The following is a 25,653-nucleotide window of genomic DNA, read 5'->3' on the forward strand; positions in this document are numbered from 1 at the left end:
CATGCGTCCCGCCCCGCATTTCCTTAGGGTGCGAGGTGCACGAGCCTCGCGGGCCGGGGTCGCTGGGGGGACACATAGATGAGGCCGTGCGGAGCGTGACGGAACAAAGACACATGGCACTCAATCCTCCCGGCACGGCTGGAGGCTGGTTTTCGGCGGTGGGTTCCGCGCCGCGCCGCGTCTACCGCGGGCTTATGAGGCGGATCCGGGCTCCGTGAGATCCCCTTGTATGTCTCTGGCATCATCGGGAGCCACATCGAGGTGGGCCGTGTCGGTGCCGGTCACGATGCCCTCCTTGGTGTCCTTGACTCCCATCAGGTAGCCGAGCTGAAGCCGGTGCTCGGCGCCGTACTCCTCCTTGAGGCGCGCGACGTGCGATTGCAGCGAACGCAGGCTGAATCCGAGGCGGCGAGCGATCTCCCGGTCCGAGCGGCCTTCGACGAGCAGTTTGCATACGGCGTCACGTATTGCTGGGCCGATTTCCGTTGCGGCGTCCGCCGCGCGAACCGGTAGAAATGGATACGGCTCGGCGCGGTCCCAGGCCCTTTCGAAGATATCGGCCAGGAAATTCACTACGGCCGGCTCGGTCACCACGGCCGCACTTGTGCGATCTGCGTTTGCGGGAATGAATGCGGTCTGACGATCCACGATAATCAGCCGGTCGAAGAACTCGGCGAGGGTTCGGACCTGCGCTCCGTAGCCCGTTACGGCACGTACGTATTCCTTGGTCGGTTCATCGAAGCGTGTGCTGTGTTGATAGAGGGTCCGCATGGAGATCCCGGAGGCGAGTTGCCGGCGGACGGCATTGAGCGCCGCCGTCAGTACGGCGCTTGGACGCGGGCCGTCCGGCTGCGCCGTGAGGATCTCCGTGGTGGCGTTGTCCAGGGCGTGCTGCACAGCCTCCGCGATCTCGGCCAGACCGTGAACATGGGCGAAGCCGCTGCCCGCTGTCCTCGAGCCGGCGAACCCGGACAGGGGAGAAGGACTGGGTACGCCGAGGGGCGTGGAGGCCTGGTCCGGAGCGGACCCGGGGGCGGAACCCGGAGCGGAGCCGGGCACCGGACCGGGAGCGGAACTCGGAGCGGAGCCGGGGGCGGGGCTGGAAGGCGAACCCGGAGCCGTCACCGGGGTGACAGGGGATGCCGTGCCGGATCTTGCGTGGCCGGCCTGCTGACGCATTCCTTCCAAAAGAAGCGGATTAAGGGCCTCCGAATAGACCTCAAGTGTCTTCGCCAACTCCTGAAGGGTGGTGGCGGCGTCACGCAATGCCTGTGACACCTCCAAGCCTAGTGAGGCTACGACATCAGGAGTCGCAGCCTGGTGTGTACCACTTTGACACTGTCCGAGCGTGTCCGATGTGCCGTATTCAGGTGGATAAGTCTGCAATGAGATCCCTCGCTTCACGGCAGTGCGCCGACCCGAAGCATCCGCGATCTTCTACCCGCTCTCCGAACCTGGCACTTTTGTTGGCGTGACAGGGGGCTGCCGCACAAGCCCAATTCTCGGTGACCACAAGCGAGATCTCAGGTTACGAGTCGGATGCTGAAATCGTTCGTCTGAATGTCGGTTTGTATTCAATCACGACGGACGCTCTTCCTCTGCTCTGCGGCTCAAAAAAATGCACCGCGCGCCCCTCGTATTCAGAACCCTCAATGACAGATCCGGATTTTCGGGACGAAAGATGAAGGGCGACATCATGCTCGGCGAGATCTCCTTGACGTCACGTCCGCTTCGTGTCCAGGGGCGGCACACCATCGCTGCACTCGTTCTCGGGGCTGTCCTCAGCGCGACCGTTGCCGTCGGCACGGCCACCGGAAGCCTCCCCAGGCGCTTGGGTGGGGCCGGGGTCGCGCCACTGGCTGACGTCGGCTGGAACGCCGCGCCCGCCGGTCAGTACGACGTGCTCTCCGGCGACGTCGGCTGGAACGTCATCGGTAGCGGCGGGCAGACCAACCAGCCCCTGGGGGACGTGGGTTGGAACAACACCCCGGCGTAAGCGCAGCACGCAGTACTTCCGTCCCACCGTTCAAGTGGAGACTCACAGGTGAATACCAGACACGCACAGATCGGCATCGTCGGCGCGGGGCCCCGGGGTTTGTCCGTCCTGGAGCGCATCTGCGCCCAGGAACGCAAGTCCCCTTCCCGCGACCGCATCACCGTCCACGTCATCGACCCCACACCGCCCGGACCGGGCCGGGTCTGGCGCACCGACCAGTCACGCCACCTCCTGATGAACACCGTGGCCTGCCAGGTCAGCGTCTTCACCGATGCCAGCCTGGCCATTGACGGCCCGATCGAGGAGGGACCCAGCCTGTACGAGTGGCTGCAGTGCCAACTTCGCGGTGACCTCGACGAGCAGGGGCTTCTGCTCACCGAGGAGGGGCTTGCCGAAGCGCGCGCCCTGGGCCCCGACTCGTACCCCACGCGCGCCATCTACGGCCACTACCTCCAGTGGGTCTTCGGCCGCCTGGTGGAGACCGCACCCGCCCACGTGGAGATCCGTACGCACCGGGCGGAGGCCGTCGCCCTGGACGACGCCTCGGCGATGGCTCCCGAAGGTGCCGACGGAGGTGCGCCGGCGCAGCAGCTCACCCTGTCGAACGGCACGGTCATCGGCGGCCTCGACGCGGTGATCCTCGCCCAGGGCCACCTGCCCGCCCAGCTCACCCCTACCGAGGCGGAACTCACCGCGTTCGCCGAGGCCAACGGGTTGCAGTACCTGCCGCCCGCCAACCCCGCGGACGTCGACGTCGACCGGATTCCGCAGGGAGAGACCGTGATCCTGCGCGGCATGGGCCTCAACTTCTTCGACTACATGGCCTTGTTCACCGCCGGTCGCGGGGGCTCCTTCGAGCGGGACATAGAGGGGCGGCTCGTCTACCACCCCTCCGGGCGTGAGCCCCGCATCTTCACCGGATCGCGGCGGGGGATTCCGTACCACTCGCGCGGTGAGAACGAGAAGGGCCCGCACGGCCGGTACTGGCCTCGGCTGCTCACCGCGGAGAAGGCGGCCGAGTTCCGCGCCCGTGCCGAGAGCGGCGACTGGGTCCGCTTCGGCACCGACTTGTGGCCGATGATCTCCGCCGAGGTGGAGAGCGTGTACTACGCCGCCCTGCTGACCGGCCGCGGCGCAGACGGGGACGCTTTCGCCGAACGCTACCTGGCGGCCCAACCGGGCGCCGAGCGCGCTGACTTGCTCGTCGAAGCCGGCATTGCTTCCGAGGACCACTGGGACTGGGAGCGGATATCCCGTCCTTACGGGGACCGGGAGTTCCCCGACTCCGACAGCTACCGCGCCTGGCTGCTGGACCACCTGCGCGCCGACGTGGTGCACGCGCGCGCCGGCAACGTCAGCGGCCCCCTGAAGGCGGCCCTGGACGTCATGCGTGACCTGCGGAACGAGATCCGGCTGGCCGTCGACCACCGCGGCCTGGAAGGCAACTCCCACCGGGACGACCTGGACGGCTGGTACACCCCGCTCAACGCCTTCGTCTCCATCGGTCCGCCCGTCTCCCGCACCGCGGAGCTCATCGCCCTCATCGAGGCCGGAATCGTGGAGGTCGCAGCCCCGGGCCTGCGCGTGGAGGCGGTCACCGACGATCAGGGCCCGGCCTTCGCCGCCTGGTCCACCGTCCTGCCCGACCAGCGGTGCACAGCAGCCACCCTGGTTGAGGCCCGGCTGCCCGAACCCGACCTGCGCCGCACCGCGGACCCGCTGCTGCGGCACCTCCTCGACAGCGGGCAGTGCGCCCCCTACCGCCTTTCCGGGGAGTGCGGCACCAGCTACGAGACGGGCGGGCTCGACGTCACCGAACGTCCCTACCGCATCGTAGACGCGGCCGGCCGTCCCCACCCGCGGCGGTTCGCCTACGGCGTGCCGACGGAGTCCGTGCACTGGATCACCGCGGCCGGGATCCGACCCGGCGTGGGTTCGGTGACCCTGGAGGACTCCGACGCCATCGCAGCCGCGGCCCTGGCCACCGAGCCGGCCCTTCCGGAGGCGGCGGCCAGCACCGCCACGAGCCAGTCGGTCCAGCCGGAACACATGGGCTGTGGGCAGCACGGGGAGCGCATGCACCACTGCGACCACTCCGAGTTCCCCGGCCCCATCGGCCGGCCGGCGCACTGGGGGGCACACAGATGAGCCTCCTGCCAGATGCTGGTGCCGACTCAGGACTGCTCTCACCGGTCCGCGTCAGCACCCCCGTGGAGGCGGCCACCTCCGACGAAGCGTGGCTGCAGGCCATGCTCGACGCCGAGTCCGCCCTTGCGCGCACCCAGGCCGAACTCGGAGCCCTCCCCGAGCAGGCCGCCAAGATCATCACCGCCGCCGCGCGCGCCGACCTGTTCGACGTACGCGCCCTCGCCCGTCTCTCGCGCGAGACCGCGAACCCCGTTGTCGGGCTGGTCGCCGCCCTGACCCGGGCGGTGGCCGCGGAGGACCCGGTGGCCGCCGAATACGTGCATCGGGGCTCGACCAGCCAGGACATCTTCGACACCGGAGCCATGCTGGTCGCCTCCCGCGCCCTCGGGCTGGTCCTGGACGACCTGCACCGCACGGCGGACGCCCTCGGGGAACTGGCCCGCGCGCACCGGGACACCCCGCAGGCCGGCCGCACCCTGGCGCTGCAGGCGGTGCCGACCACTTTCGGGCTCAAGGCAGCCGGCTGGCGCAGCCTCGTCCTCGACGCGGCCGACCGAGTCGCCCGGGTCCGCAGCGCGGGCCTGCCGGTCTCTCTGGGTGGCGCGGCCGGAACCCTCGCCGGCTACCTGCAGTACGCGGAACTCGACAAAGGAGAAGGCGAGTTCGACGCCGCCGAGTACACTGAGCGGCTGCTCGACGGCTACGCCGCGGAAACGGGGCTCGCCCGCCCCGACCTGCCGTGGCACGCGCTGCGTACCCCGCTGGCCGACCTGGGCGCTGCGCTAGCCCACACCGCGGCCGCACTCGGGAAGTTCGCGGTGGATGTGCAAGTACTGGCCCGCACTGAGGTCGGAGAAGCCGCCGAGCCGGCCCCCGCCGGGCGTGGCGCCTCCTCCGCGATGCCGCACAAGCGCAATCCCGTGCTCGCCACCCTCATTCGCTCCGCTGCACTCCAGGTGCCGGTCCTGGCCGCGGGGCTCACCCAGAGCCTCACCACCGAGGACGAGCGGTCCGGGGGCACCTGGCACGCCGAGTGGCTGCTGCTGCGCGAGTGCCTGCGTCTCGCCGGCGGGGCCGCCCACACCGCCGCAGAGCTCGCCCAGGGACTGTCCGTCTCCCCTGAACGCATGGATGCCAACCTGAAGGTGACGGGAGGTCAGATCGTATCGGAGCGGATCGCCGCGGTTCTGTCCCCCCGACTCGGCAAGGTCACGGCCAAGCGGCTGCTCACCCACGCCTCCGCGCGCGCCGCCGAGCAGAGCCGACCCCTCGGCGCAATCCTCTCCGAACACCCTGACCTCCAGGGCATGTTCGACGCGACGGAACTGTCCCTCCTGCTCGATCCCGCCCAGTACACGGGAGCGGCGGGCCCTCTGGTCGACCGCGCCCTGAAGAGAGGGAACCGCCTCCAGTGACCACCAGCCAGCTCTCCGAGCTCCCCATCGACGCCGATCCCCACGCACCCCAGCCGGCCGGCCCGGTGACGACCCACCCCCATGACACCCACCCCCACGACGCCCACCCCCAGGGGGACCGGCTCCACGGCGCACCCGCCCCCGGGGCCCACCCCATCGCTCCTGACGGCTTCGGTCCGGCGCCGCCTCGGCGCACCTCGCTGCCGCACTGCTTCCCCGCCCCCGGGCTGAGGGCCGCCCAGCAGCCCGACTGGCCCGACCCCGAGGCCCTCGCCGAGGCAGTGGCCGGCCTTGCTGCGGCCCCGGGACTCGTGCTCCCCCAGGAGATCGACAGCCTGCGCGAGCGCCTGGCCGCCGTCGCCCGTGGCGCCGCTGTCCTGCTCCAGGGCGGTGACTGCGCCGAGACCTTCGACGGGGTCTCACAGGACCAGGTGTCCGCCAAGTTCCGCACCATCAACCAGATGGCCGCGGTCATCGGTGAGGGTGCTGCCCTGCCGGTCGTCACCATCGGGCGCATGGCCGGCCAGTACGCCAAGCCGCGCTCCAGCGCGCACGAGACCCGGGACGGCATCACCCTTCCCTCCTATCGGGGCGACCTCGTCAACGGCGTCGGTTTCACGCCAGAATCCCGGACTCCCGAACCGCGTCGACTCGGCCGCGCCTACCAGACCTCAGCCACCACCCTGAACCTGCTGCGGGCGTTCTCGGCGCACCACCGCACCGAGTTCTGGACCAGCCACGAGGCGCTGGTGCTGGAGTACGAGTGCGCGCTCACCCGCGTCATCCCGCAGGGCATCTACAACCTGTCCGCCCACACTGTGTGGGTGGGCGAGCGGACCCGCCAACTCGACGGGGCACATGTCGACTACGCGGCGCACATCCGCAACCCGGTGGCAGTCAAGGTGGGGCCCAGCACGACCCCTGATGATCTGATCGCCCTGATCGAGCGGCTGGATCCTGACCGGGAGCCGGGCCGCCTGACCTTCGTCAGCAGGATGGGGGCCGGAGCCGTGCGCGAGGTGCTCCCTGACCTGGTGGCCAAAGTGACGGCCCAGGGGTCGCCCGCCATCTGGATCTGTGACCCCATGCACGGCAACACCTTCAGCGCCCAGGACGGCTTCAAAACCCGCCACCTCAACGACATCGTGGATGAGGTCCGCGGCTTCTTCGAGGTACACCGGACACTCGGCACGCACGCCGGAGGCGTGCACATCGAGTTGACCGGAGAGCACGTCACCGAGTGCCTGGGGGGCGTCTACGAAGTCACCCCCTCCCACCTGCCCACCCGCTACGAGACCACCTGTGACCCCCGGTTGAACCGCGCCCAGTCCCTGGACCTGGCCCGGGAACTGGCCGGTCTCTACGCCACCCATCGGATCAACAGGAGAGAGCACCATGCGGAGCCTCACCCCCGCCGAGTCCTTTCGCCGTATGCACGAGCGTGAGGAACCCGCTTCGCCACTGATCATCCCGAATGTGTGGGACGCCTTCAGCGCCCGGGTGTTCGCCGGGGCTGGGCACACCGTACTCGCCACCTCCAGCGCCGCGGTGGCCGCCGTTCTCGGGTACGAGGACGGCGGCCACACCCCGGTTGACGAGATGTTCGCCGCCATCGCCCGCATCACCCGGGCGGTGGACGTGCCCGTGACAGCGGACATCGAGGACGGTTACGGCCTCTCCCCCCGGGAGATCGTCGACCGGTTGCTGGAGGCTGGTGTGGTCGGTTGCAACCTGGAGGACTCGGTAGCGGCCAGCGGTGAAGTCAAGGACCCGCTCCGGCATGCCGACTGGCTCGCCGAGGTCAGCGTGGCGGCCGGCGACCGCATCGTCCTCAACGCCCGCATCGACACCTTCCTCCACGGGGACGGCTCGGTGGAGTCGGCGGTCAAGCGCGCCCGACTCTACGCAGAAGCAGGGGTCGACTGCGTGTACCCGATCCTCGCCCCGACCGAGTGCCTGCCCGACATCGTGAGCTGCGTCGACCGCCCGGTGAACGCCCTGCGACTCCCGGACGGCCCGACCTCCGCCGAACTCGGCACCTTGGGGGTCGCGCGGGTCACCTTCGGCCACACCCTGCACCGGCGCGCGGCGAGCACTGTGCTGGACCTGGCGAGCGACCTCACCTGATGGTGAGGACTGACCATGGCACCGCCCGGGGGCCTGACTCTTCGCCTGGCCGACGCCTCGGTTGTCCTCGGGGGGAATCGTCGGCCTGCCGGGCGATGCCGCCCGGCGCGTGGCTGGTTGGGCGAACGTGACCTGCTAATCCGGGGGTACTTCGCTGCCTGGCCTGGGAAACGCCGAGCGGCAGGAGCACGGCGAACCTTCCCAGCCGCTCCTCCCGAGGCGCGGCTGGGAAAGAGCCAAGAGAGCTTCCAGACCACCCAGTGGGACGTCATCGACCCAGGGCCGCGGTGTCCTGCCGGACACCGGCCCGGCACGTTCACCGGTCCTATCCGTCGACGACCACCCCGTCGTCCGGGAGGGGCCGGCTGGTCAAGCCCAGTGCATCGGCACGGCTCGCGCGCAGACCAAGCCCGACGGCCCCTGATGGGACGGCCGTCCCCTGCGCCGTACGAGAACGGCAGGAACCCGTCGACTCCTGGATCTCCTCCAGTGGACCGAGCGAGTCGGCCCCTTGTCGGTGACGGTGGGTAGGGTCGCGCGCATGAGATCACCCGAGGACCTGGGCGCGGTGGACTGGGCCTCGCTCACCCACGCCTACGGCGGTGCTGCAGACGTGCCGCAGCCAGTGCGCGCACTGTACTCAGACGATCCCGAAGCGGTCGACGAAGCGCTGTATGAACTCTTCGGCAACGTCCTGCACCAAGGCTCGGTCTATCCCGCCACGGTCGAGGCGGTCCCCTTCCCCACGCACGCCGTAGTCCATGCCCGGTACAAGCGCGACTGGCTGCTGATGCTGCTGGCCGAGATGGCCGGCGGCGAAGCGCCGGACTGCGGACGGTGCTGCTTGGCCCGCCCGCGGCGCAAGCAGCGTGATCCGCCTGGAGCACGAACGCAGGTGCCGCACCGGGAAGACGGGTTTGGCCGAGTGATCATTTTTCCTCACGACATACCCGACCTCCACGGGGCGGCGACATGACACGCCATCACTCCCCGCAACGGTCGCCCTTATGCCTGAACAGCGGAAACACTGCCCCCAAGCCCGGGAAGACAACAGCCACTCAATTGAGCTCAGAGCAGCTTGACTCCGCGGATTTCCACGTTGTAGTCGTAGCCTCTGAAAGCAGGGGCGTCGTACTCGATCTCCACGTAGTTGGACCCGACGCCGCCGGCCTTGATGGTGGCCGTGCTGTAGCCGCTGTCCAGATTGTCGATGATCTTGAGGTAGCCGATGGGGGTGAGGTACTCACCGATGGCTGGGTACCTCACCGTCTTGGACTGCGGGCTGGGTTGCCATGGGGAATTGGAGCCCAGGTTCCCGCGGTAGAACAGAAGGCCCCCCGGTTGGCCCTCCTCGTACACGGTTGTTCCCTCCGCCTGGGCCGTGACCCTGGCGGCAGGCGGGGCCGCAGCGGCCGTGGCGGGGGTCATGCCGACGGCGGCCAGGACTGCCGCAGCCGCAACGATCGGCAGGCTGGTACGAATGCCTCGCATCAGATGCTTCCTCCTCGTGATCACAGCAAGATCGCACGGAGGCTACAGCCAACAGCGACGGTTACGTAACCGAACCCTCACGCCACGTGACAGCGCGGATGTGCCGTAACCATACACAGCGACGTGGGCAAGACCGTCACCCAGCCGACTCGGAGATCGACGCTGTATGTCGCGCTCTGCAGCGCCACGGCGTCATGACCGGCCGCTTCCCATGCTCTCCATGATGGACATCATCCTTCCGGGACCGAAGCCCCTGCTCTCCGCTGTCCGTCAAAGCGGATCAAGCCCACTCCGGCCTGCACGTTTCAAACAGTCATGAGCGAACGACCGGACCCTGTCGGGCCGGCCCTGAGCTGCGCCCCCTCGCCGAGTGCAGCTACAGAGGTCGGTCAGTTGTGGGCCGGGTGAGAAGGCTGTTCACGGCGTGCGCCAGGCGCTCCGCAGCCTTGTCGTCGTACTGCAAATAGAGGAAGGGTTCGATGAGTTCGACCTCGACGATGCGAGGCTCCCCGGCCTGGTCCCGGATCATGTCGATGCGTGCGTGAAGCAGATCCCCGGCACCGGGCACGGTGTCGAGGGCGTGCTGGGCCGCCGAGAAGTGCCGCGGCTCGTCGCGGTGCCTCCAGGACCTTGGTGGCCGATTGCCGCAGGCTGTCCTTCCAGTTGGGCCCTGACTCACATTCGGTAGCGACGGAGAGTCGTGAGGGTCGTTGACCTTCGAGCGAAGGAAGTCAACGAGTTTGTGCAGATGGTGTTTTCGGGTCTTGGACGTGCCCATCCACGACGGTCCCCGCGCGCAGACGACCCTGGAACGCTGGCACCAGGTCCACAACCTGCCCGAGAAGGGCGTGGGCCTGCTCGATGCGCCCGCCGACTGCAGCTGACCCTGAACACCGTCAAACGCTACGCGCGGGCCGACTGGCCCAAGCGGATGCTCCGCGTCCCTCAATACCGCACATCCGCGCTGACATCTTCAATGCCGAGGTCTGGAAGCCCGCGCGCGCGAAGGCCGGCGCCATCCCCAGTTCTCCCCAGGGCCTCGAAATGGACCTTCCGCATGGTTCGCGATGCGAAGGAGGCCATGGGGGTTGGTGCGTCGACTACAGCCAGTCCCGCCGCTTGAAGATGATGTACAGACTGGCACAGACCACTGCCATCAGCACGATCGCGAAGGGGTATCCGAACACCCAGTGCAACTCCGGCATGTGCGAGAAGTTCATGCCGTAGATCGTCCCCACCAACGTCGGAGCGAAGAGAATGGCCGCCCACGAGGAGATCTTCTTGATTTCCTCGTTCTGTTCGAAGCCTGCCTCCGCCAGTGCCCGCATCTCCGCGTTCTGCTGCTGGGTGACCAACGTCGCGTTGACCGTGAGGATCTCGGTGAGGGCCTGGCGGAAGCTGTCCACGCGTTCGCTGATGTGCGTCACGTGGTCCGCCACGTCACGGAGGTAGCGCTGGAGTTCCTCGTCTGTCTCGTACTTGTCGAAACCGGCCATCAGGCCGTGCAGCATGCCGACGAGCGGGCGGGTGGCACGCTGGAACTCGACCATTTCCCGGGAGAGTTCGTAGATGCGGCGGGAGACCTCGGGGTCGCCGCGGAAAACCTCGGTCTCGATCTCGTCGATGTCGTTCTGCACCCCGGAGACCACCGGGGCGTACCCGTCCACTACCGCGTCGAGGATCGCGTACAGCACCGCCTCCGGGCCGAGTTTCAGCAACTCGGGGGTGCCCTCCATTCGGTGGCGAACCGCCGAGAGATCGGGAGCGGCGCCGTGCCGGACCGTGATGACGAAGTCAGGGCCCACGAACACGTGCAACTCGCCGAAGTCCACCTCCTCCGGCGCGTCGAGGTAGCGGGCGGCGCGCAGCACGACGAACAGGGTGTCGCCGTACCGCTCCAGCTTGGGCCGCTGGTGCGCCTCCATCGCGTCCTCGACCGCCAGTGGGTGCAGATCGAACTCGGTCGCCAGTGACTGCAGCTGTGCTCCGGTGGGACGGGCGAGGCCGATCCACGCCATGCCGGGGGCCCGCTCACGCAGCTCCCGGTAGGTCTCGGCGAGGGTGGCGGGGGAGGAGACGCGGACGCCATCGCGGTACAGCGCCGCCTGGACGATGCTCGGCGGTACGGCGCTCTCCGCCGGACCGGGTGCGGGTGGTTCGGCGGCGGGCTGGGGCGGGGTGAGGGCGCGGCGCCAGACGGACCTGCGGCCGCCGTTCCTGCCACCCGGTCGGTCGGACATCGGCTGCCTCCGTCGAGCCTGCGGACGGTGATCACCCAGCGGGCGTACGAGCAGGATATCCGCAGCCCCCGCGGGCGGCGTCCGCAGCGGACGCCAGGTCGGCCGAGAGCCGCGGAAGGAAGGCGTCCGAGGGGGCTGGCTGGTGTGCGGTCATGGCGGCGGGGGCAGCGTGGCCGCCGCTCCCCTCGCGGACGAGCGGTCCGGTAGTGGAGAGGGGGGCGTTGCGGGCCGCTCGTGGTGGCTCGCAACGCCCCCCTGGCATCTACCCGAGGGGTGCTCGGGAGGACTTCCGGGTCACGAGTCGACCTGCGCGGTCACCAGGTCCGAGAAGGCGGCCAGCCGGGTGTAGACACCCGGGTGGCCCGCCTCCGCGCATCCCTCGCCCCATGAAGTGATCCCTGCCAGGACGCCCCCGATGAGCAGGGGACCGCCGCTGTCGCCCTGGCAGGTGTCTACGCCGCCGGAGGTGTATCCGGCGCATACCATGTCGGACTGGACGAAGTCCGAACCGTAGGAGGTACGGCAGCTGGAGTCGGACACGATCGGCACGGCCGCGGTCCGCAGCTGGTTGGAGGGGCTGCCGTTCTCCCTGGTGGTGCCCCAGCCGAGGACCCGGGCCGTGGTGCCAGCCGCGTACACGGCTGTCTGGGAGGAGGCGACGTACGGCGCCGGGGTGTACGGCATCGGCGCGGACAGGGTCAGCACGGCCACGTCGTCGCCGTTGGTGGCGTCCGTGTAGTCTGGGTTGACCCAGATCCCGCTCACCCTGCCGACCGTGCCGTCGGTGCCGTTCAGATAGGTCTGGCCACCGATCACGCGGACGCCGCGCGGGGTCGCGCCGACCACGCAGTGCGCAGCGGTCACCACCTTGCTGGCGGCCACCAGCGTGCCACCGCAGAACTGGTTTCCGGAAGCGTCCGTGATCTGCATCATGAACGGGTAGGCGGTCGTCGTGGTGGCGGTACCTCCGACGACGGGCTGCGGAGCGGCACTCGCTGCGGGGGAGGCGAGCAGCGTGGTCGCCGCTGCGGCGGTGACCGCCAGCGCTGCGGCGGCCTGTCTGGCGCGTCTGAGCCCGAACATGAGTCTCCTGAGTGGCGTTTGCACCGGTGGGGGTCGCCCGGGGCGGGGGTGGGGGATCCACCCCGTGTGCCCGGGCGAGCGGCACGGCCCTTACGCTAGGACGCGGAACCCTCGGCTCCCAATGAGGGAACCCCCTAGGGGGTGGGGTGAGGGAAAACCCTCGGTCCGGTCAGTCAACCAACCCTGTTCTCACTTCGCGCGGCGACCTGCCGCCAATCGGACGATGTCGACACGCGATCGGATTCCCAGCTTGCGGTAGACCCGGGTCAGGGTGGCTTCCACGGTCTTGACGCTGATGAACAGGCGCGCGGCGATCTCCCGGTTGGTGGAACCCTCCATGACCAGCGCGGCGACCTGACGCTCCATCGCGGCGAGCACGTCCAGCGCGTCCACGGTGTCCGGTACCGCGAGCGTCGACTCCGGCTCGTCGGCGGTGAGGGCCTCGTCCACCTGGCGCAGCCAGGGCAGCGCCCGGCAGCGGCGGAACATCCGGGTGGCCTCGTCGAAGACCGCGGTGTTGCCGCGGGCCGTGCCCGCGGTGCCCGCCAGCCTCGGGCGCCGGGCCCGCAGCCGGGCCAGCGAGAAGGCGGCCCGCGCCTCTTCCAGCCCGTAGCCGAGCTTGCCCAGCCGGTCCTGAGCGGATGTCAACTGGGCGACGGCCGCCTCCAGGTCCCCCTGGGCGGCACGCACCAGGGCCTCGGAGCGGTCCAGGACGGCGAGGACGCTCTCCCGGCCGAGCCGTAGTGCGTGCTCGCGGCTCACCTCGATGACGTCCTGCGCCTCCACCGGTTCGCCGATCCGGACCAGCGCCTCGGCGAGATCTCCCTGCCAGCGGCCGCGCGCCGGGTCGGTGATGCCAAGGCCCAGCTCCAGGCTGCGCACCCGGCGCAGCGAGCGGACGGTGCCCGCCGGGTCGCCGGCCACCAACTGGGCGTACCCGAGGGCGCCCAGGGCTCGTGAGAGATACATCTGGTCGCCGTCCCCCTCGGCGTGCTCCACCGCCTCCCGGGCGAGCGCCAGGGCCCGGTCCACATCACCGCCGGAGGCCTCCGCGAGTGAGGTGAGCATCGCCGAGGCGGTCTCGCCGATCCCCGAGTCCCGGGCCAGTCGCAGGCTCTCGCGGGCCAGTTCCCGGGCCCGGCCGCAGTGCCCGGCGCGCAGCTCGGTCTCGGCCAGGCCGCGCAGGAAGTGCACCTCGCTCTCCACCGAGCCGCGCCGGCGTACCTCACGCAGCAGCGCGGTGACCGTCGTCCGTGCCTCGACCAGCTGGTCGCTCATGACCAGCCAGCGGAACCGGGCGCTGCGCGCCCCGTTGTGATGCCAAGCCACCTTCGGGTCCTGGGGTTCCTGCAGCGCGCGTTTGATGGTCCGGGGCGCCTCCGGATGGCCCATCAGGGTCTCGGTCTGCGCCTGGAAGGCCAGGGAGAGCAGTTCAGTGCGCCGGTCCTTGCCGCGTGCGGCCAGTTCGGCGGCGTGCGCGGCGGCTTCCCGGGCCTCGGTGAAATCGCCCTCCACGATCAGTGCCCGCCAGGCCAGCTGGTAGTGGACCAGGGCCAGCAGCCTGGGGTCGTCGCCGGCGTCGGCGAGGGCCTGCGGGAAGACGGCGTCGACCTCCGCCATGGTGTGGCCGGCGGTGTCGGTGACGAGCATCCAGGCCCGCACCCGGTCGGCGGGCACGCTCGCCCGGGACAGCACCTCGCGGGCGATGTCCCGGGCCAGGTCCACCTCGCCGGCGGTGATCGCGTCCTCGGCGGCCACCAGCCGGCGCTCCTCCTGGCCCGGTGCGCCGTCGATCGGGGTGTGCCGGGCGGCGAGCAGTCCCAGGTGGGCCGCCACCGAAGGCGCCCCGCGGTCGCGGGCGAGGGATGCGGCTTCGGCGAGTCGGGCGGCGACCCCGAGGTCGGTGCCCGTGGTGGCGAGGGCCAGGTGCCGGGCCCGCTCGATCGGGTCGGAGGCGGCGGTGGACAGCGCCGCGTGCGCGGCCCGGCGCTCCTGCACGGGGGCCTCCGCGTACAGCGCGGCCGAAATCAGCGGGTGCGCGAACCGTACGGCCGGTGCGTCGGGCTCGGTCGCCAGCAGCCCGAGTTCGGCGGCTTGGGCGCACTCGGCCTCGGCGTTCCTCCGGCCGGCCTCGTGCAGCAGCGCCGGGGTGGGGCGGGCGCCGGCGCTGGCCACCAACAGGGTGCGGCGGGCCTCGACCGACAGCATGTCCAGCCGGCTGAGCACCAGTGCCCGCAGCGAGGTGGGCACGGGCAGCGGCTCGCCCGGCCGGGGCGGCGTGGGGCTCTCGGCGAGGGCACGGCCGAGTTCCTGGGCGAACAAGGGGTTGCCGCCACTGGTGCGATGGATCTCGCGGACCGTGGAGCGGGGCAGACCCCCGTGGCCGCGGTGGTCGAGCAACTGGGCGACCTGGGCGCGTGAGAGCGGGCCGAGCCGGACGGCGAGGGTGCCTGGCGGGCAGGCGCGCAGGTGACGGTCGTACTCCTGGCTCTCCTGGCCTTCCGTGCGCACCGCGCACAGTAGCTGCACCGGCGTGCCTTCGAGTCGCCGGGCGGCGAAGCCGAGTAGTTCGGAGCTGGCCGGATCCAGCCACTGCAGATCGTCCGCGACGACCAGCACCGGTCCCTGCGTGGCCAGGGCGCGCAGTGCGGAGAGCACGGCCAGCCGCAGGGCGAGGCCGTCACGCTGCAGGCTGGACTCGCCGCGGCCGGTCAGCGCCGACTCCAGGGCGGTGCGCTGGGCTGCGGGCAGCCGGGGGGAGACCTCGTCGAGCACCAGGCCGAGCAGGTCGGCGAGGGCGAGGAAGGGCAGATGGGATTCGGACTCCGTTGCCGAACAGCGCAACACCGTTCGCGCGCTGGCGGCGTTTTCCTCTGCCAATGCCCGCAGGACGGTGGATTTTCCTATTCCGGCGGGGCCGTGCAGCAGCACGCTCCCGCCCAAGGCGAGTTGGTCACGGGCGCTCGCGAACAGCTCCTGTCGGCCGATGACCAGGTCGGGGCGGCACCTGGCAGGCTCCTGGAAGTCCCGTCGCACGGTCACCGCTCCCCTCGTGTGTCGTGTTCGGGCCAAATTCTAGGCAACGATCCTTGAAATTCGGACGGAAGCCGTGGTGAGGGAAATAACAAACGGTCAAGCACAGGGAAATTCAAAGCATCGCTGCACGGACGGGCAGGTTTCCTTACCGCCTCGGCGCTACGGCAGCAGCCCCGCCCTGCGGGCCGCGGTCACCGCCTCTCCCCGGGTGTGCGCGCCCAGTTTCCGCATCGCCGAGCGCAGGTAGCTCTTGACCGTCTCCGGGCGCAACCCCAGTCTCTCGGCCACCGTCGCGTTGGTGGCACCCGCCGCGACCCAGGACAGCACGTCCACTTCGCGCGGCGCCAGACTGCCGTCGCCGTCCGGGCGCGGCGCGGCCAGTAGTCCGCATGCGGCCAGCAGTTCCGTTCGCAGCTGGGCATCGGTGATCCGCGGCGCCAGCGCCCGCAGCGCAGCGTGCGCCTCGCGCACCTGCTCCCAGCCGGTGACCCTGGCCGCGTCGGCGGGTCCCGGACGGCCTGCCGCCAGCAAACCCCGCGCCTCGTCCCGCACCACCAGTGCCTGCTCGACGTCCCGGGCCGCCGCCACCGCCGCGCCGAGGGTGCGGTCGCCGAGCGGCTGCGCCGAGCGCAACGCGCCGTACAGCACCCCGCGCACCCGCCGTCGTACGACGACCGGCACGGCCAGCACCGAGCGGATCCCCTCGGCAGCCACGGGTACGTCGTACTCGTGGGTGATCTGCCGGGAGCTGGGGTAGTCCATCACCGCACACGGCCGGGCCAGCGCCACCGCCTTGCCGCCCAGCCCGTTGCCCGAGCTCACCGCGAGCGAGTGCAGGGCGGCGGTGGTGGTGCCGCTGAGCTCGCTGATACGGATCTGCGGCCGTCCGGATTCGACCAGCCCGCCGAAGGCGACCGGGAGCCCGGTCGCCCGTCGCAGCCGGGCCAGCGCACTGCCGATCTCCACCGCCCCCGCCACGTTTGCCGTCACTTGTTCGCCCCTTCGGTCGCCCATACCCCCGTTCGGGGGTAGTGAGACCTGCATCACGGATTAGACGATGCCGGGGAGCCGCCCGGCAAGGTCCGGAGCACGGAAGTGAGCCGCTGAGCGCGAGCATCCGGGGTGAACGGCCGAAAAAGAGCGAGGAGGACGGATGACGACCGCGACCGACCTGTTCCGCAGGGCGCGGGACTTCCTGCTGGAACACCGCGAGGACTACGGGACCGCCCGTGACGGGTTCGCCTGGCCACGACCCGAACACTTCAACTGGGCGCTGGACTGGTTCGACGTGATCGCCGCCGGCAACGACCGGACCGCGTTGCACATCGTCGAGGAGGACGGCACCGGGACCCGGCTGTCCTTCGCCGAGCTGTCCGAGCGGTCCGACCGGATCGCCGGGTGGCTGCGCGAGCGCGGGGTCGCGGCGGAGGACCGCATCCTCGTCATGCTCGGGAACCAGGTAGAGCTGTGGGAGACCGCGCTGGCCGCGATGAAACTGCGGGCGGTCGTCATCCCGGCCACCCCGCTGCTCGGCCCCGCCGACCTGCGAGACCGGGTGGACCGGGGCCGGGTGAAGCACGTGATCGTACGGGCCGAGGACACCGCCAAGTTCGCGGACGTGCCGGGCGCCTACACCCGGATCCGGGTCGGCGGACCACCGGAGGAGGGCTGGGAGCGGTACGAGGACGCGTACACCGCCCCCGCCGGGTTCCAGCCCGACGGCCCCACCCGGGCCGACGACCCGCTCATGCTCTACTTCACCTCGGGCACGACCGCCCGACCCAAGCTGGTCGAGCACACCCACACCTCGTACCCGATCGGGCACCTGGCCACGATGTACTGGATCGGCCTGAAGCCCGGCGACGTACACCTGAACATCTCCTCGCCCGGCTGGGCCAAGCACGCCTGGTCCAATCTGTTCGCCCCGTGGAACGCCGAGGCGACCGTCTTCATCTTCAACTACACCCGGTTCGACGCGGCCCGCCTGATGGCCGAGATGGACCGCGCCCAGGTCACCACCTTCTGCGCCCCGCCGACCGTGTGGCGCATGCTCATCCAGGCCGACCTCGGCCAGCTACGCCGTCCGCCGCGTGAGGCCGTGGCCGCCGGTGAACCGCTCAACCCCGAGGTCATCGACCAGGTCCGGCGTGCCTGGGGCGTCACCATCAGGGACGGCTTCGGACAGACCGAGACCGCCGTCCAGGTCTCCAACAGCCCGGGCCAGCCGCTCAAGACCGGCTCGATGGGCCGTCCCAGCCCCGGCTACCGGGTGGAACTCCTCGATCCGGTCACCGGAGCGCCCGGTGCCGGCGAGGGCGAGATCGCCCTGGACCTCTCCGAACGCCCGGTCGGCCTGATGACCGGCTACCACGGCGACCCCGACCGCACGGCCGAGGCCATGGCCGGTGGCTACTACCGCACCGGTGACATCGCCTCCCGTGACGAGGACGGCTACCTCACCTACGTCGGGCGCGCCGACGACGTCTTCAAGGCCTCTGACTACAAGATCAGCCCGTTCGAGCTGGAGAGCGCGCTGCTGGAGCACGAGGCGGTGGCCGAGGCCGCCGTGGTCCCCGCCCCGGACGAACTGCGGCTCGCCGTGCCCAAGGCCTACGTCGTCCTCGCCGAGGGGTTCGAGCCGGGCCCCGACACCGCGAAGGCCATCTTCGAGCACTCCCGCCAGGTGCTTGCCCCGTACAAGCGGATCCGCCGGCTGGAGTTCGGCACGCTGCCCAAGACCGTCTCCGGCAAGATCCGCCGGATCGAGCTGCGCGAGGCCACGGCCGAGGGCTCGGACGACGAATACCGCGAGGAGGACTTCCGGTGAGACCGAAGCTGTCGTACACCCACGGGACCGGAACCACCGCCCTGCTCGGTGACACCATCGGCGCCAACCTCGACCGGGCGGTCACCGTCTGGCCGGACCGCGAGGCCCTGGTCGACGTGCCCTCCGGACGGCGCTGGACCTACTCCCAGTTCGCTGCCGACGTCGACGAACTGGCGTACGCGCTGCTGGCGAGCGGGGTCGCCAAGGGCGACCGCGTGGGCATCTGGGCGGTCAACTGCGCCGAGTGGGTGCTCGTGCAGTACGCCACCGCGCGCATCGGCGCCATCATGGTCAACATCAATCCCGCCTACCGCACACACGAGGTCGAGTACGTCCTCAACCAGGCCGGGATCTCCCTGCTGTTCGCCTCCCTCCAGCACAAGACGAGTGACTACCGCACGATGGTCGAGGACGTGCGGGGCAGATGCCCGCAGCTGCGGGAGGTCGTGTACATCGGGGATCCGAGCTGGCAGGCGATGCTGCGGCGCGGCGCCGGCCAGCGCGAGGACCTCCGGGTCCGCAGCGGCGAGCTGAGCTGTGACGACCCCATCAACATCCAGTACACCTCGGGAACGACCGGCTTCCCCAAGGGCGCCACCCTGTCCCACCACAACATCCTCAACAACGGGTACTTCGTGGGGGAGCTGATCGCCTACACGGAGCAGGACAGGGTCTGCATTCCGGTCCCCTTCTACCACTGTTTCGGCATGGTGATGGGGAATCTGGCGGCCACCTCGCACGGCGCCTGCATGGTCATCCCCGCCCCGTCCTTCGATCCGAAGGCCACCCTGGAGGCGGTACAGCAGGAGCGCTGCACCGCCCTCTACGGCGTCCCGACCATGTTCATCGCGGAGCTGAACCTCCCGGACTTCACCTCCTACGACCTCTCCACGTTGCGCACCGGCATCATGGCGGGCTCGCCCTGCCCGGTGGAGGTGATGAAGCGGGTCGTCGCCGAGATGCACATGGCCGAGGTGTCCATCTGCTACGGAATGACCGAGACCTCCCCGGTCTCCCTGCAGACCCGCATCGACGACGACCTGGAGCACCGCACCGCCACCGTGGGTCGCGTCCTGCCCCACCTTGAGGTCAAGATCGTCGACCCGGTGGACGGGGTGACGGTGCCCCGGGGCACTGCGGGGGAACTGTGCACCCGCGGTTACAGCGTGATGCTCGGCTACTGGAACGAGCCCGAAAAGACCGCCGAGGCCGTGGACACGGGTCGCTGGATGCACACCGGAGACCTCGCGGTGATGCGCGAGGACGGATACGTCGAGATCGTCGGCCGCATCAAGGACATGATCATCCGGGGTGGGGAGAACATCTATCCGCGTGAGGTCGAGGAGTTCCTCTACTCGCATCCGAAGATCAGGGACGTCCAGGTGGTGGGGGTGCCGCACGAGAAGTACGGCGAGGAGGTGCTCGCCTGCGTCATCCCGCTCGAAGGGGCCGATCCGATCACCTTGGAGGAACTGCGCGCCTTCTGCGAGGGGCGGCTGGCGCACTACAAGGTCCCCAGCAGGCTCCAGATCCTCGACTCCTTCCCGATGACGGTGTCCGGGAAGGTGCGCAAGGTCGAGCTGCGGCAGAAGTATCAGGCGTGAGACCGCAAGACTGAGTTCGCGGGACTGAGGCCGCGGGTGGGAACCCCGGCCTCACCGCGTTCGGAGCGCCGTGTGGGACCGCCGGAAGCCTGGCCCGCGGGACGGTCGGCGCGCCGGTCCCGCGGCCGGTTTCCCGGCCCGGGCGCGCCTGCGGAGGTCAGTGCGCCGGCGTGGTCGTTCACTGGCTGTGGGGATGAACCCGCGAGGTCCACGACGGACAACGGGATGCCCAGGTTTCCGGTGCGGCGCCGGCGGCATCGGTGTAGCCCGCGAAGGAGACGTACAGGCAGTCCACGGACTCCGTCATCGCCGTTGAGCCCACACACTCCACGTCCCGGGCGGGGCCGCCGTGGGGCCGGGGCCACCTGGGCGACCACCCCCCAGGCGGCCAGCCCCAGTGCCGTTCGGGGGCCGCTCACCGGTCCGGCGAAGGTCCGCTTAGTCCAGCCAGCGCAGGTACAGCGCGGCGGTGGTGACGCGTCGGTTGGGCGGTCGGCTCCAGCAGGGGCCGGTGGGTGCACCGCACGCGCGCGGATAGACCGGCACGGTGTGGACGTGTTCGCGCCGACAGGCCGAACAGTGCACCGGCACGCTCTCGGGCATGGCCGACTCCAAGGCTGGGCGTCGCGACGGTTCCTCACCCTCCTCTTGCCGTACCCGCTCGTCCGGCACTTTCACTCCCTTGACGGCGTTCGCCCCCGCCCCTACATTGCTTCCAGATAGTAGAAATTAAATTCCGTAATACGGAAAATCAAGGGAGGCTGTGCTCACCGCGGGGCGCGACGGGAGTACGCATCCGACAGCCGAGGCAGGAGTACCCGATGGCTCGTATGACCGCTGCCCGCGCGGCAGTTGAGATCCTCAAGCGCGAGGGCGTCACCGACGCCTTCGGCGTGCCGGGCGCGGCGATCAACCCCTTCTACAAGGCGCTCAAGGAAGGGGGCGGCATCGACCACACCCTCGCCCGCCACGTCGAGGGTGCCTCGCACATGGCGGAGGGCTTCACGCGAGCCGAGCCGGGCAACATCGGTGTGTGCATCGGCACGTCCGGCCCGGCCGGCACGGACATGATCACCGGCCTGTACTCCGCCATGGGTGACTCGGTCCCGATCTTGTGCATCACCGGCCAGGCGCCGACGAACGTGATCCACAAGGAGGACTTCCAGGCCGTGGACATCGCCTCGATCGCCAAGCCGGTGACCAAGATGGCGGTCACCGTCCTGGAGGCGGCACAGGTCCCCGGCGTCTTCCAGCAGGCCTTCCACCTGATGCGCTCAGGTCGCCCGGGCCCGGTGCTGATCGACCTGCCGATCGATGTCCAGCTGACCGAGATCGAGTTCGACCCGGAGACCTACGAGCCACTACCGATCTACCGCCCCACTGCAACCCGGGCCCAGATCGAGAAGGCGTTCTCCTTCCTGCTCGCCGCCGAGCGTCCGGTGATCGTCGCCGGCGGAGGCATCATCGGGGCCGACGCCTCCGGTCTGCTGGCCGAGTTCGCCGAGCTGACCCGGACCCCGGTCATCCCGACCCTGATGGGTTGGGGGGCGCTGCCCGACGACCACGAACTCAACGCGGGCATGGCCGGCGTCCAGACCTCGCACCGCTACGGCAACGCCAACTTCCTGGAGTCCGACTTCGTCCTCGGCATCGGCAACCGCTGGGCCAACCGGCACACCGGCTACAAACTCGACGTCTACCGCCGGGGCCGGAAGTTCGTCCACGTGGACGTCGAGCCCACCCAGATCGGCAAGATCTTCCCGCCGGACTACGGAGTCGTCTCCGACGCGAAGGCCGCCCTGCAACTGTTCATCGAGGTCGCCAGGGAACTGAAGGCCGAGGGCAGGCTCCCGGACCGCGGCGACTGGGTGGCGGCCACCCAGGAGCGGAAGGCCACCCTCCAGCGCCGTACGCACTTTGACGACGTCCCGATGAAGCCGCAGCGCGTCTACGAGGAGATGAACAGGGCCTTCGGCCCCGAGACGCGGTACGTCACCACCATCGGTCTCTCCCAGATCGCCGGTGCGCAGATGCTGCACGTCTACAAGCCGCGCCACTGGATCAACTGCGGCCAGGCCGGCCCGTTGGGCTGGACCATCCCGGCCGCCATCGGTGTGGCCAAGGCCGACCCGGACTCCCCGGTCGTCGCGCTCTCCGGCGACTACGACTTCCAGTTCCTGATCGAGGAACTCGCGGTCGCTGCGCAGCACAAGATCCCCTACGTCCACGTCCTGGTGAACAACGCCTACCTCGGCCTGATCCGCCAGGCGCAGCTCGGGCTGGACATCAACTTCCAGGTCAACCTGGAGTTCGAGAACATCAACACGCCCGAACTGGGCGTCTACGGCGTGGACCACGTCAAGGTCGCCGAGGGGCTGGGCTGCAAGGCGATCCGGGTCACCGAGCCGGACCAGCTGGGCGCCGCCTTCGAGGAGGCCAAGAAACTGGCCGCCGAGTACCAGATCCCGGTCGTCGTCGAGGCGATCCTGGAGCGGATCACCAACATCTCGATGAGTCGCACCATGGACATCAGCGACATCTCCGAGTTCGAGGAACTCGCCACCGAGCCCGGTCACGCTCCCACGGCGGTCCGGCCGCTGAAGGTCTGACACGTCCCCCGCACGTGAGAGGGGCGGCCGGTCCGCGGACCGGCCGCCCCTCTCACGCTGCCGTTCACACCACGGCACACCAACTCACGCCGGCTCACACCGGGCCGGAGCCGCCTGCGCTCCCGTCGCCCCCGTCGCGTGGGGGCCGGCGCAGCTCGGGTCCGGCGGGGCCCTGGTCCGTCAGGCCCGCCTCACGGGTGAAGCGGGGTGCCAGGGCGGACAGCGCCTTGTCACCGTGCAGGGCGACCAGGAGCAGCTTGTCCTCCACGGACAGACCGTAGCGGTGGGCGGGCAGCGGATGTCCGCCGCGTAGGTCCTTCAGGGCCCGGCGGGCCCGGAACGTGGGCCCGGGCAGGACGGTCCGCAGCAGACCGGCCGTGCCCAGTTCTCCGCGTAGCCCCGCCAGCGCATCCCGGACGCCCCGCCGGTCCAGCAACTGCCGTAGGCCGGCGGGCCGGTGCAGTGTGGCATGGACGGCCCTGGCCAGGGTGGGCGCGGACTCCCGGGGGACCGGGCCGGACGTCCGCAGCGTGCCGCGGCCCGCCTCGACGGCGCCCCGCAGATGCAGTCCCAGCACCGCCACCGTCACGGCGGCCCGGGCACCGCCGCGCAACAGTGCGATCGCGTGCGGGTCGGCCGGCAGCGACGTCGTACTCTCCATGGCACCCCCCGGCACAGGGATCGCCGCCCCCGTGCCGGCGAACCCCCTGCCGGTGATATGCCCGGTCAGGGGGGTGTTCGAAGCCTGCACCGCGGTTTTCAGAGGTTGTCCTCAGGGGGGTGCGAAGGGACGGCCACCGTTGCACGCCCACCGCTACAGTTCGTGCTCCGACAGTCCCGGCCAGTCGTCCGGCCCGCCGCCCTGCCACTCGATCAGATCGCTCTCCTCCACTTCGATCCGGTCCAGGTCTGCCAGCCGCAGGATTTCCACGACGTCGTCCAGATGGGAGGCAATCCCCAGGATCACCTCCCCCTCGGTGACCCGCCGGGAGCCGTCCAGAGCGGGCGGGTGGACCACGATGTGCGGGAACTGCGTCGGATTGCCCATGCCTTCAGCGTGCGGCGGGCGAGGCGGAAGTGCACGCCGGAGACGGCCAGCGCAGCACGCCGAAGCGCCCCCTGCTCGGGGGGCGCTTCGGCGTGCTGCGCTGGCCGTCCGACGGCGCGAGGCTGGGCGCGACAGGACGTTCGCGCCACCGGACGGAGTTCGTTGGGCCTCTGGCTGGGGCCATGGCCGGGGACCGCGGCGGCTGCGACGGAGCCGGGTGCCCTTCCCTCTGGTCGAGAAGGGGACTCGGGGCCTTCACCACCGCACTGGCGCGCACTCCGCCGCGGTCCTCGCCCTGCCCACCTCTGCCGAGTGATCACCCCTCATGCGGACCGCTCGGCGGCGGGTCGTACGCGTCCGGGCCGGGACCTCCCCGTCACGTCCCGGACGCAGCTTGTGGTCTCAGTCCTCGCGCAGGGCGCGGACCGCCTCCTCCACGCGCCTGCCGTACTCCGGGTCGGCGGCGTGGAAGTGGGCCAGGTTCTTCTCGATCACGTCGTCGCGGGAGACTTGCGAGAGGCCGCCGGCGATGTTGGCGATCAGACGGGACTTCTCCTCCGCGGACATCAGCCGGTACAACTCGCCGGCCTGGTAGAAGGCGTCGTCCTTGGTGTGGAGCGGGGCCTCGTGGGTGCCGCTGTGGCCGTTCACCGCGAGCGGGGCCGACAGGGGGCGGCCGGTCTCCACCGGGCCGTCGTAGGAGTTCGGCTCGTAGTTCTTGGCGTGCCGCCCCTGGGAGTTGAGCGCCATGTGGCCGTCGCGGCCGTAGTTCTGGGCGCCGCCCGGCACCGCCTTCGGGGCGTTCACCGGGAGCTGGGTGTGGTTCACGCCGAGCCGGTAGCGATGGGCGTCCGCGTAGGCGAACAGGCGGCCCTGGAGCATCTTGTCCGGGGACGGTCCGATGCCGGGCACGAAGTTGTTCGGGGAGAACGCGGCCTGCTCGACTTCGGCGAAGACGTTGTCCGGGTTGCGGTCCAGGACCAGGCGGCCCACGCGCTGCAGCGGGTAGTCCCGGTGCGGCCACACCTTGGTCAGGTCGAACGGGTTGAAGCGGTAGTCCGCCGCCTCGGCCGCAGGCATGAGCTGGACGTACAGCGTCCAGGACGGGTGGACCCCGCGCTCAATCGCCTGGAGCAGGTCGGTCTGGTGCGAACTGGGGTCCTTGCCCGCGGTCTCCGCGGCCTGCTCGCTGCTCAGACAGCGGATGCCCTGATTGGTCTTGAAGTGGTACTTGACGAAGAAGGCCTCGCCCGCGGTGTTCGTCCACTGGTAGGTGTGCGAGCCGTAGCCGTTCATGTGGCGGTAGGACGCGGGGATGCCGCGGTCACCCATTAGCCAGGTCACCTGGTGCGTCGCCTCGGGGGCGTGGGCCCAGAAGTCCCAGACGTTGTCCGGCTCCTGCTTGCCGGTGAACGGGTCCCGCTTCTGCGAGTGGATGAAATCGGGGAACTTGATCGGGTCCTTGATGAAGAACACCGGGGTGTTGTTGCCGACGAGGTCGTAGTTGCCCTGCTCGGTGTAGAACTTCACCGCGAAGCCGCGCGGGTCGCGGACGGCGTCCGCGCCGCCGAGGGAGTCGGCGACCGTGGAGAAGCGCACGAACACCTCGGTGCGCTTGCCGATCTCGCTGAGGAAGTCGGCGTGGGTGAAGCTGGTGACGTCGTCCGTCACCTCGAAGTGACCGTAGGCGCCGGAGCCACGGGCGTGCACCACGCGCTCCGGGATGCGCTCGCGGTTGAAGCGCGCGAGCTTCTCCAGGAGGTGTTGGTCCTGGATCAGCAGCGGGCCGCCGACGCCGGCGGAGGTGGAGTTCTGGTTGTCTGCGACTGGTGCGCCAGACTCCGTGGTGAGAGTTCGCGCCTTGAACACGCGCATCGACATCGGGACCTTCCGTGCGAGAGGGCAGCGGGAATCTGCGGAATCCTGGAATTTTCGGAATCAGACTTCCGCTTTATGGAGCTTTCGCTGGCGTGAGCCTAGATTTGGGCGGACGAGACGTCAACAGTTTGTTGAATTTGATTCCGGGCGG

At 69.9% G+C, this 25,653-nt stretch carries 20 protein-coding genes and 1 pseudogene; 10 read left to right on the plus strand and 11 right to left on the minus strand.

The genetic code is table 11. The annotated features are described in order from the left end of the window. Positions 1-192: 192 nt before the first annotated feature. On the minus strand, positions 193-1,284 hold the full coding sequence (locus tag LK06_RS33475) for a hypothetical protein (protein ID WP_159025061.1): 1,092 nt from the start codon (positions 1,282-1,284) through the stop codon (positions 193-195). A gap of 397 nt (positions 1,285-1,681) precedes the next feature. Between LK06_RS33475 and LK06_RS27270 the strand changes: the two genes are divergently transcribed. The 6 genes from LK06_RS27270 to LK06_RS27295 all read left to right on the plus strand — a co-directional run bounded on the left by LK06_RS27270 (position 1,682) and on the right by LK06_RS27295 (position 8,662). Beyond that, positions 1,682-1,996 carry a hypothetical protein gene (locus tag LK06_RS27270; RefSeq protein WP_039648379.1) on the plus strand — a complete coding sequence of 105 codons (315 nt, stop codon included), beginning with the start codon at positions 1,682-1,684 and terminating at the stop codon, positions 1,994-1,996. Positions 1,997-2,044: 48 nt separating this feature from the next. Next, positions 2,045-4,144 (plus strand): FAD/NAD(P)-binding protein, encoded by a 2,100-nt coding sequence (locus tag LK06_RS27275; protein WP_063891051.1) that lies wholly within the window; start codon positions 2,045-2,047, stop codon positions 4,142-4,144. Continuing rightward, on the plus strand, positions 4,141-5,559 hold the full coding sequence (locus LK06_RS27280; RefSeq protein ID WP_043407864.1) for a nitrosuccinate lyase: 1,419 nt from the start codon (positions 4,141-4,143) through the stop codon (positions 5,557-5,559). Before LK06_RS27275 ends, LK06_RS27280 begins: the two co-directional genes overlap by 4 nt. Positions 5,560-5,759: 200 nt before the next feature. Then, entirely contained in the window at positions 5,760-7,004 is a 1,245-nt protein-coding gene (locus LK06_RS27285) for a 3-deoxy-7-phosphoheptulonate synthase (protein ID WP_199806258.1), read from the plus strand. Beyond that, positions 6,955-7,686 (plus strand): isocitrate lyase/PEP mutase family protein, encoded by a 732-nt coding sequence (locus LK06_RS27290; RefSeq protein WP_039648375.1) that lies wholly within the window; start codon positions 6,955-6,957, stop codon positions 7,684-7,686. Before LK06_RS27285 ends, LK06_RS27290 begins: the two co-directional genes overlap by 50 nt. A 541-nt stretch (positions 7,687-8,227) precedes the next feature. Continuing rightward, positions 8,228-8,662 carry a hypothetical protein gene (locus LK06_RS27295; protein ID WP_043434776.1) on the plus strand — a complete coding sequence of 145 codons (435 nt, stop codon included), beginning with the start codon at positions 8,228-8,230 and terminating at the stop codon, positions 8,660-8,662. 92 nt (positions 8,663-8,754) lie between these two features. Here LK06_RS27295 and LK06_RS27300 read toward each other — a convergent pair whose 3' ends face one another. Beyond that, positions 8,755-9,177 carry an MBF2 family protein gene (locus LK06_RS27300; protein ID WP_039648370.1) on the minus strand — a complete coding sequence of 141 codons (423 nt, stop codon included), beginning with the start codon at positions 9,175-9,177 and terminating at the stop codon, positions 8,755-8,757. A 376-nt stretch (positions 9,178-9,553) separates the two neighbouring features. Beyond that, the gene (locus tag LK06_RS27305) at positions 9,554-9,745 is read right to left on the minus strand and encodes a hypothetical protein (RefSeq protein ID WP_043407869.1); all 192 of its coding nucleotides are present in this window, start codon (positions 9,743-9,745) and stop codon (positions 9,554-9,556) included. A 160-nt stretch (positions 9,746-9,905) separates the two neighbouring features. Here LK06_RS27305 and LK06_RS27310 point away from each other — a divergent pair. Beyond that, positions 9,906-10,192 (plus strand): annotated as a pseudogene (locus LK06_RS27310) (ISL3 family transposase); the annotation flags it as partial. A gap of 85 nt (positions 10,193-10,277) precedes the next feature. Here the strand turns inward: LK06_RS27310 and LK06_RS27315 are convergent. The 4 genes from LK06_RS27315 to LK06_RS27335 form a co-directional block, all read right to left on the minus strand. Beyond that, positions 10,278-11,417 carry a magnesium and cobalt transport protein CorA gene (locus LK06_RS27315; RefSeq protein WP_039648367.1) on the minus strand — a complete coding sequence of 380 codons (1,140 nt, stop codon included), beginning with the start codon at positions 11,415-11,417 and terminating at the stop codon, positions 10,278-10,280. A 294-nt stretch (positions 11,418-11,711) separates the two neighbouring features. Beyond that, complete coding sequence (locus LK06_RS27320) at positions 11,712-12,500, minus strand: S1 family peptidase (RefSeq protein WP_039648365.1); 789 nt, start codon at positions 12,498-12,500, stop codon at positions 11,712-11,714. Between the two features lie 189 nt (positions 12,501-12,689). After that, positions 12,690-15,542 (minus strand): ATP-binding protein, encoded by a 2,853-nt coding sequence (locus tag LK06_RS27330; RefSeq protein ID WP_043434778.1) that lies wholly within the window; start codon positions 15,540-15,542, stop codon positions 12,690-12,692. A gap of 153 nt (positions 15,543-15,695) precedes the next feature. Beyond that, positions 15,696-16,550 carry a helix-turn-helix transcriptional regulator gene (locus LK06_RS27335; RefSeq protein WP_275673679.1) on the minus strand — a complete coding sequence of 285 codons (855 nt, stop codon included), beginning with the start codon at positions 16,548-16,550 and terminating at the stop codon, positions 15,696-15,698. Between the two features lie 139 nt (positions 16,551-16,689). Between LK06_RS27335 and LK06_RS27340 the strand changes: the two genes are divergently transcribed. Together LK06_RS27340 and LK06_RS27345 are read left to right on the plus strand one after the other, a co-directional pair. After that, positions 16,690-18,363, plus strand: a complete 1,674-nt coding sequence (locus tag LK06_RS27340) for an AMP-binding protein (RefSeq protein ID WP_039648358.1) — start codon at positions 16,690-16,692, stop codon at positions 18,361-18,363. Further along, the gene (locus LK06_RS27345; protein WP_052319010.1) at positions 18,360-19,967 is read left to right on the plus strand and encodes an AMP-binding protein; all 1,608 of its coding nucleotides are present in this window, start codon (positions 18,360-18,362) and stop codon (positions 19,965-19,967) included. The genes LK06_RS27340 and LK06_RS27345 overlap by 4 nt, the downstream gene beginning before the upstream one ends. 438 nt (positions 19,968-20,405) lie before the next feature. Here the strand turns inward: LK06_RS27345 and LK06_RS35125 are convergent, their stop codons facing one another. Beyond that, positions 20,406-20,570, minus strand: a complete 165-nt coding sequence (locus LK06_RS35125) for a hypothetical protein (RefSeq protein ID WP_199806254.1) — start codon at positions 20,568-20,570, stop codon at positions 20,406-20,408. Positions 20,571-20,788: 218 nt separating this feature from the next. On the opposite strand from LK06_RS35125, the gene gcl reads away from it, so the two are divergent. Next, positions 20,789-22,576 (plus strand): glyoxylate carboligase, encoded by a 1,788-nt coding sequence (gene gcl, locus LK06_RS27355; RefSeq protein WP_086083521.1) that lies wholly within the window; start codon positions 20,789-20,791, stop codon positions 22,574-22,576. A 94-nt stretch (positions 22,577-22,670) separates the two neighbouring features. Here gcl and LK06_RS27360 read toward each other — a convergent pair whose 3' ends face one another. The 3 genes from LK06_RS27360 to LK06_RS27370 all read right to left on the minus strand — a co-directional run bounded on the left by LK06_RS27360 (position 22,671) and on the right by LK06_RS27370 (position 25,499). Continuing rightward, entirely contained in the window at positions 22,671-23,237 is a 567-nt protein-coding gene (locus LK06_RS27360) for a TIGR04222 domain-containing membrane protein (RefSeq protein WP_043407874.1), read from the minus strand. A 153-nt stretch (positions 23,238-23,390) separates the two neighbouring features. Next, positions 23,391-23,624 carry a hypothetical protein gene (locus LK06_RS27365; RefSeq protein ID WP_039648354.1) on the minus strand — a complete coding sequence of 78 codons (234 nt, stop codon included), beginning with the start codon at positions 23,622-23,624 and terminating at the stop codon, positions 23,391-23,393. A 402-nt stretch (positions 23,625-24,026) separates the two neighbouring features. Then, the gene (locus LK06_RS27370) at positions 24,027-25,499 is read right to left on the minus strand and encodes a catalase (protein WP_039648582.1); all 1,473 of its coding nucleotides are present in this window, start codon (positions 25,497-25,499) and stop codon (positions 24,027-24,029) included. Positions 25,500-25,653 lie beyond the last annotated feature (154 nt).

Origin of the sequence: Streptomyces pluripotens (genome assembly GCF_000802245.2) — a bacterium.
Taxonomy (GTDB): domain Bacteria; phylum Actinomycetota; class Actinomycetes; order Streptomycetales; family Streptomycetaceae; genus Streptomyces; species Streptomyces pluripotens.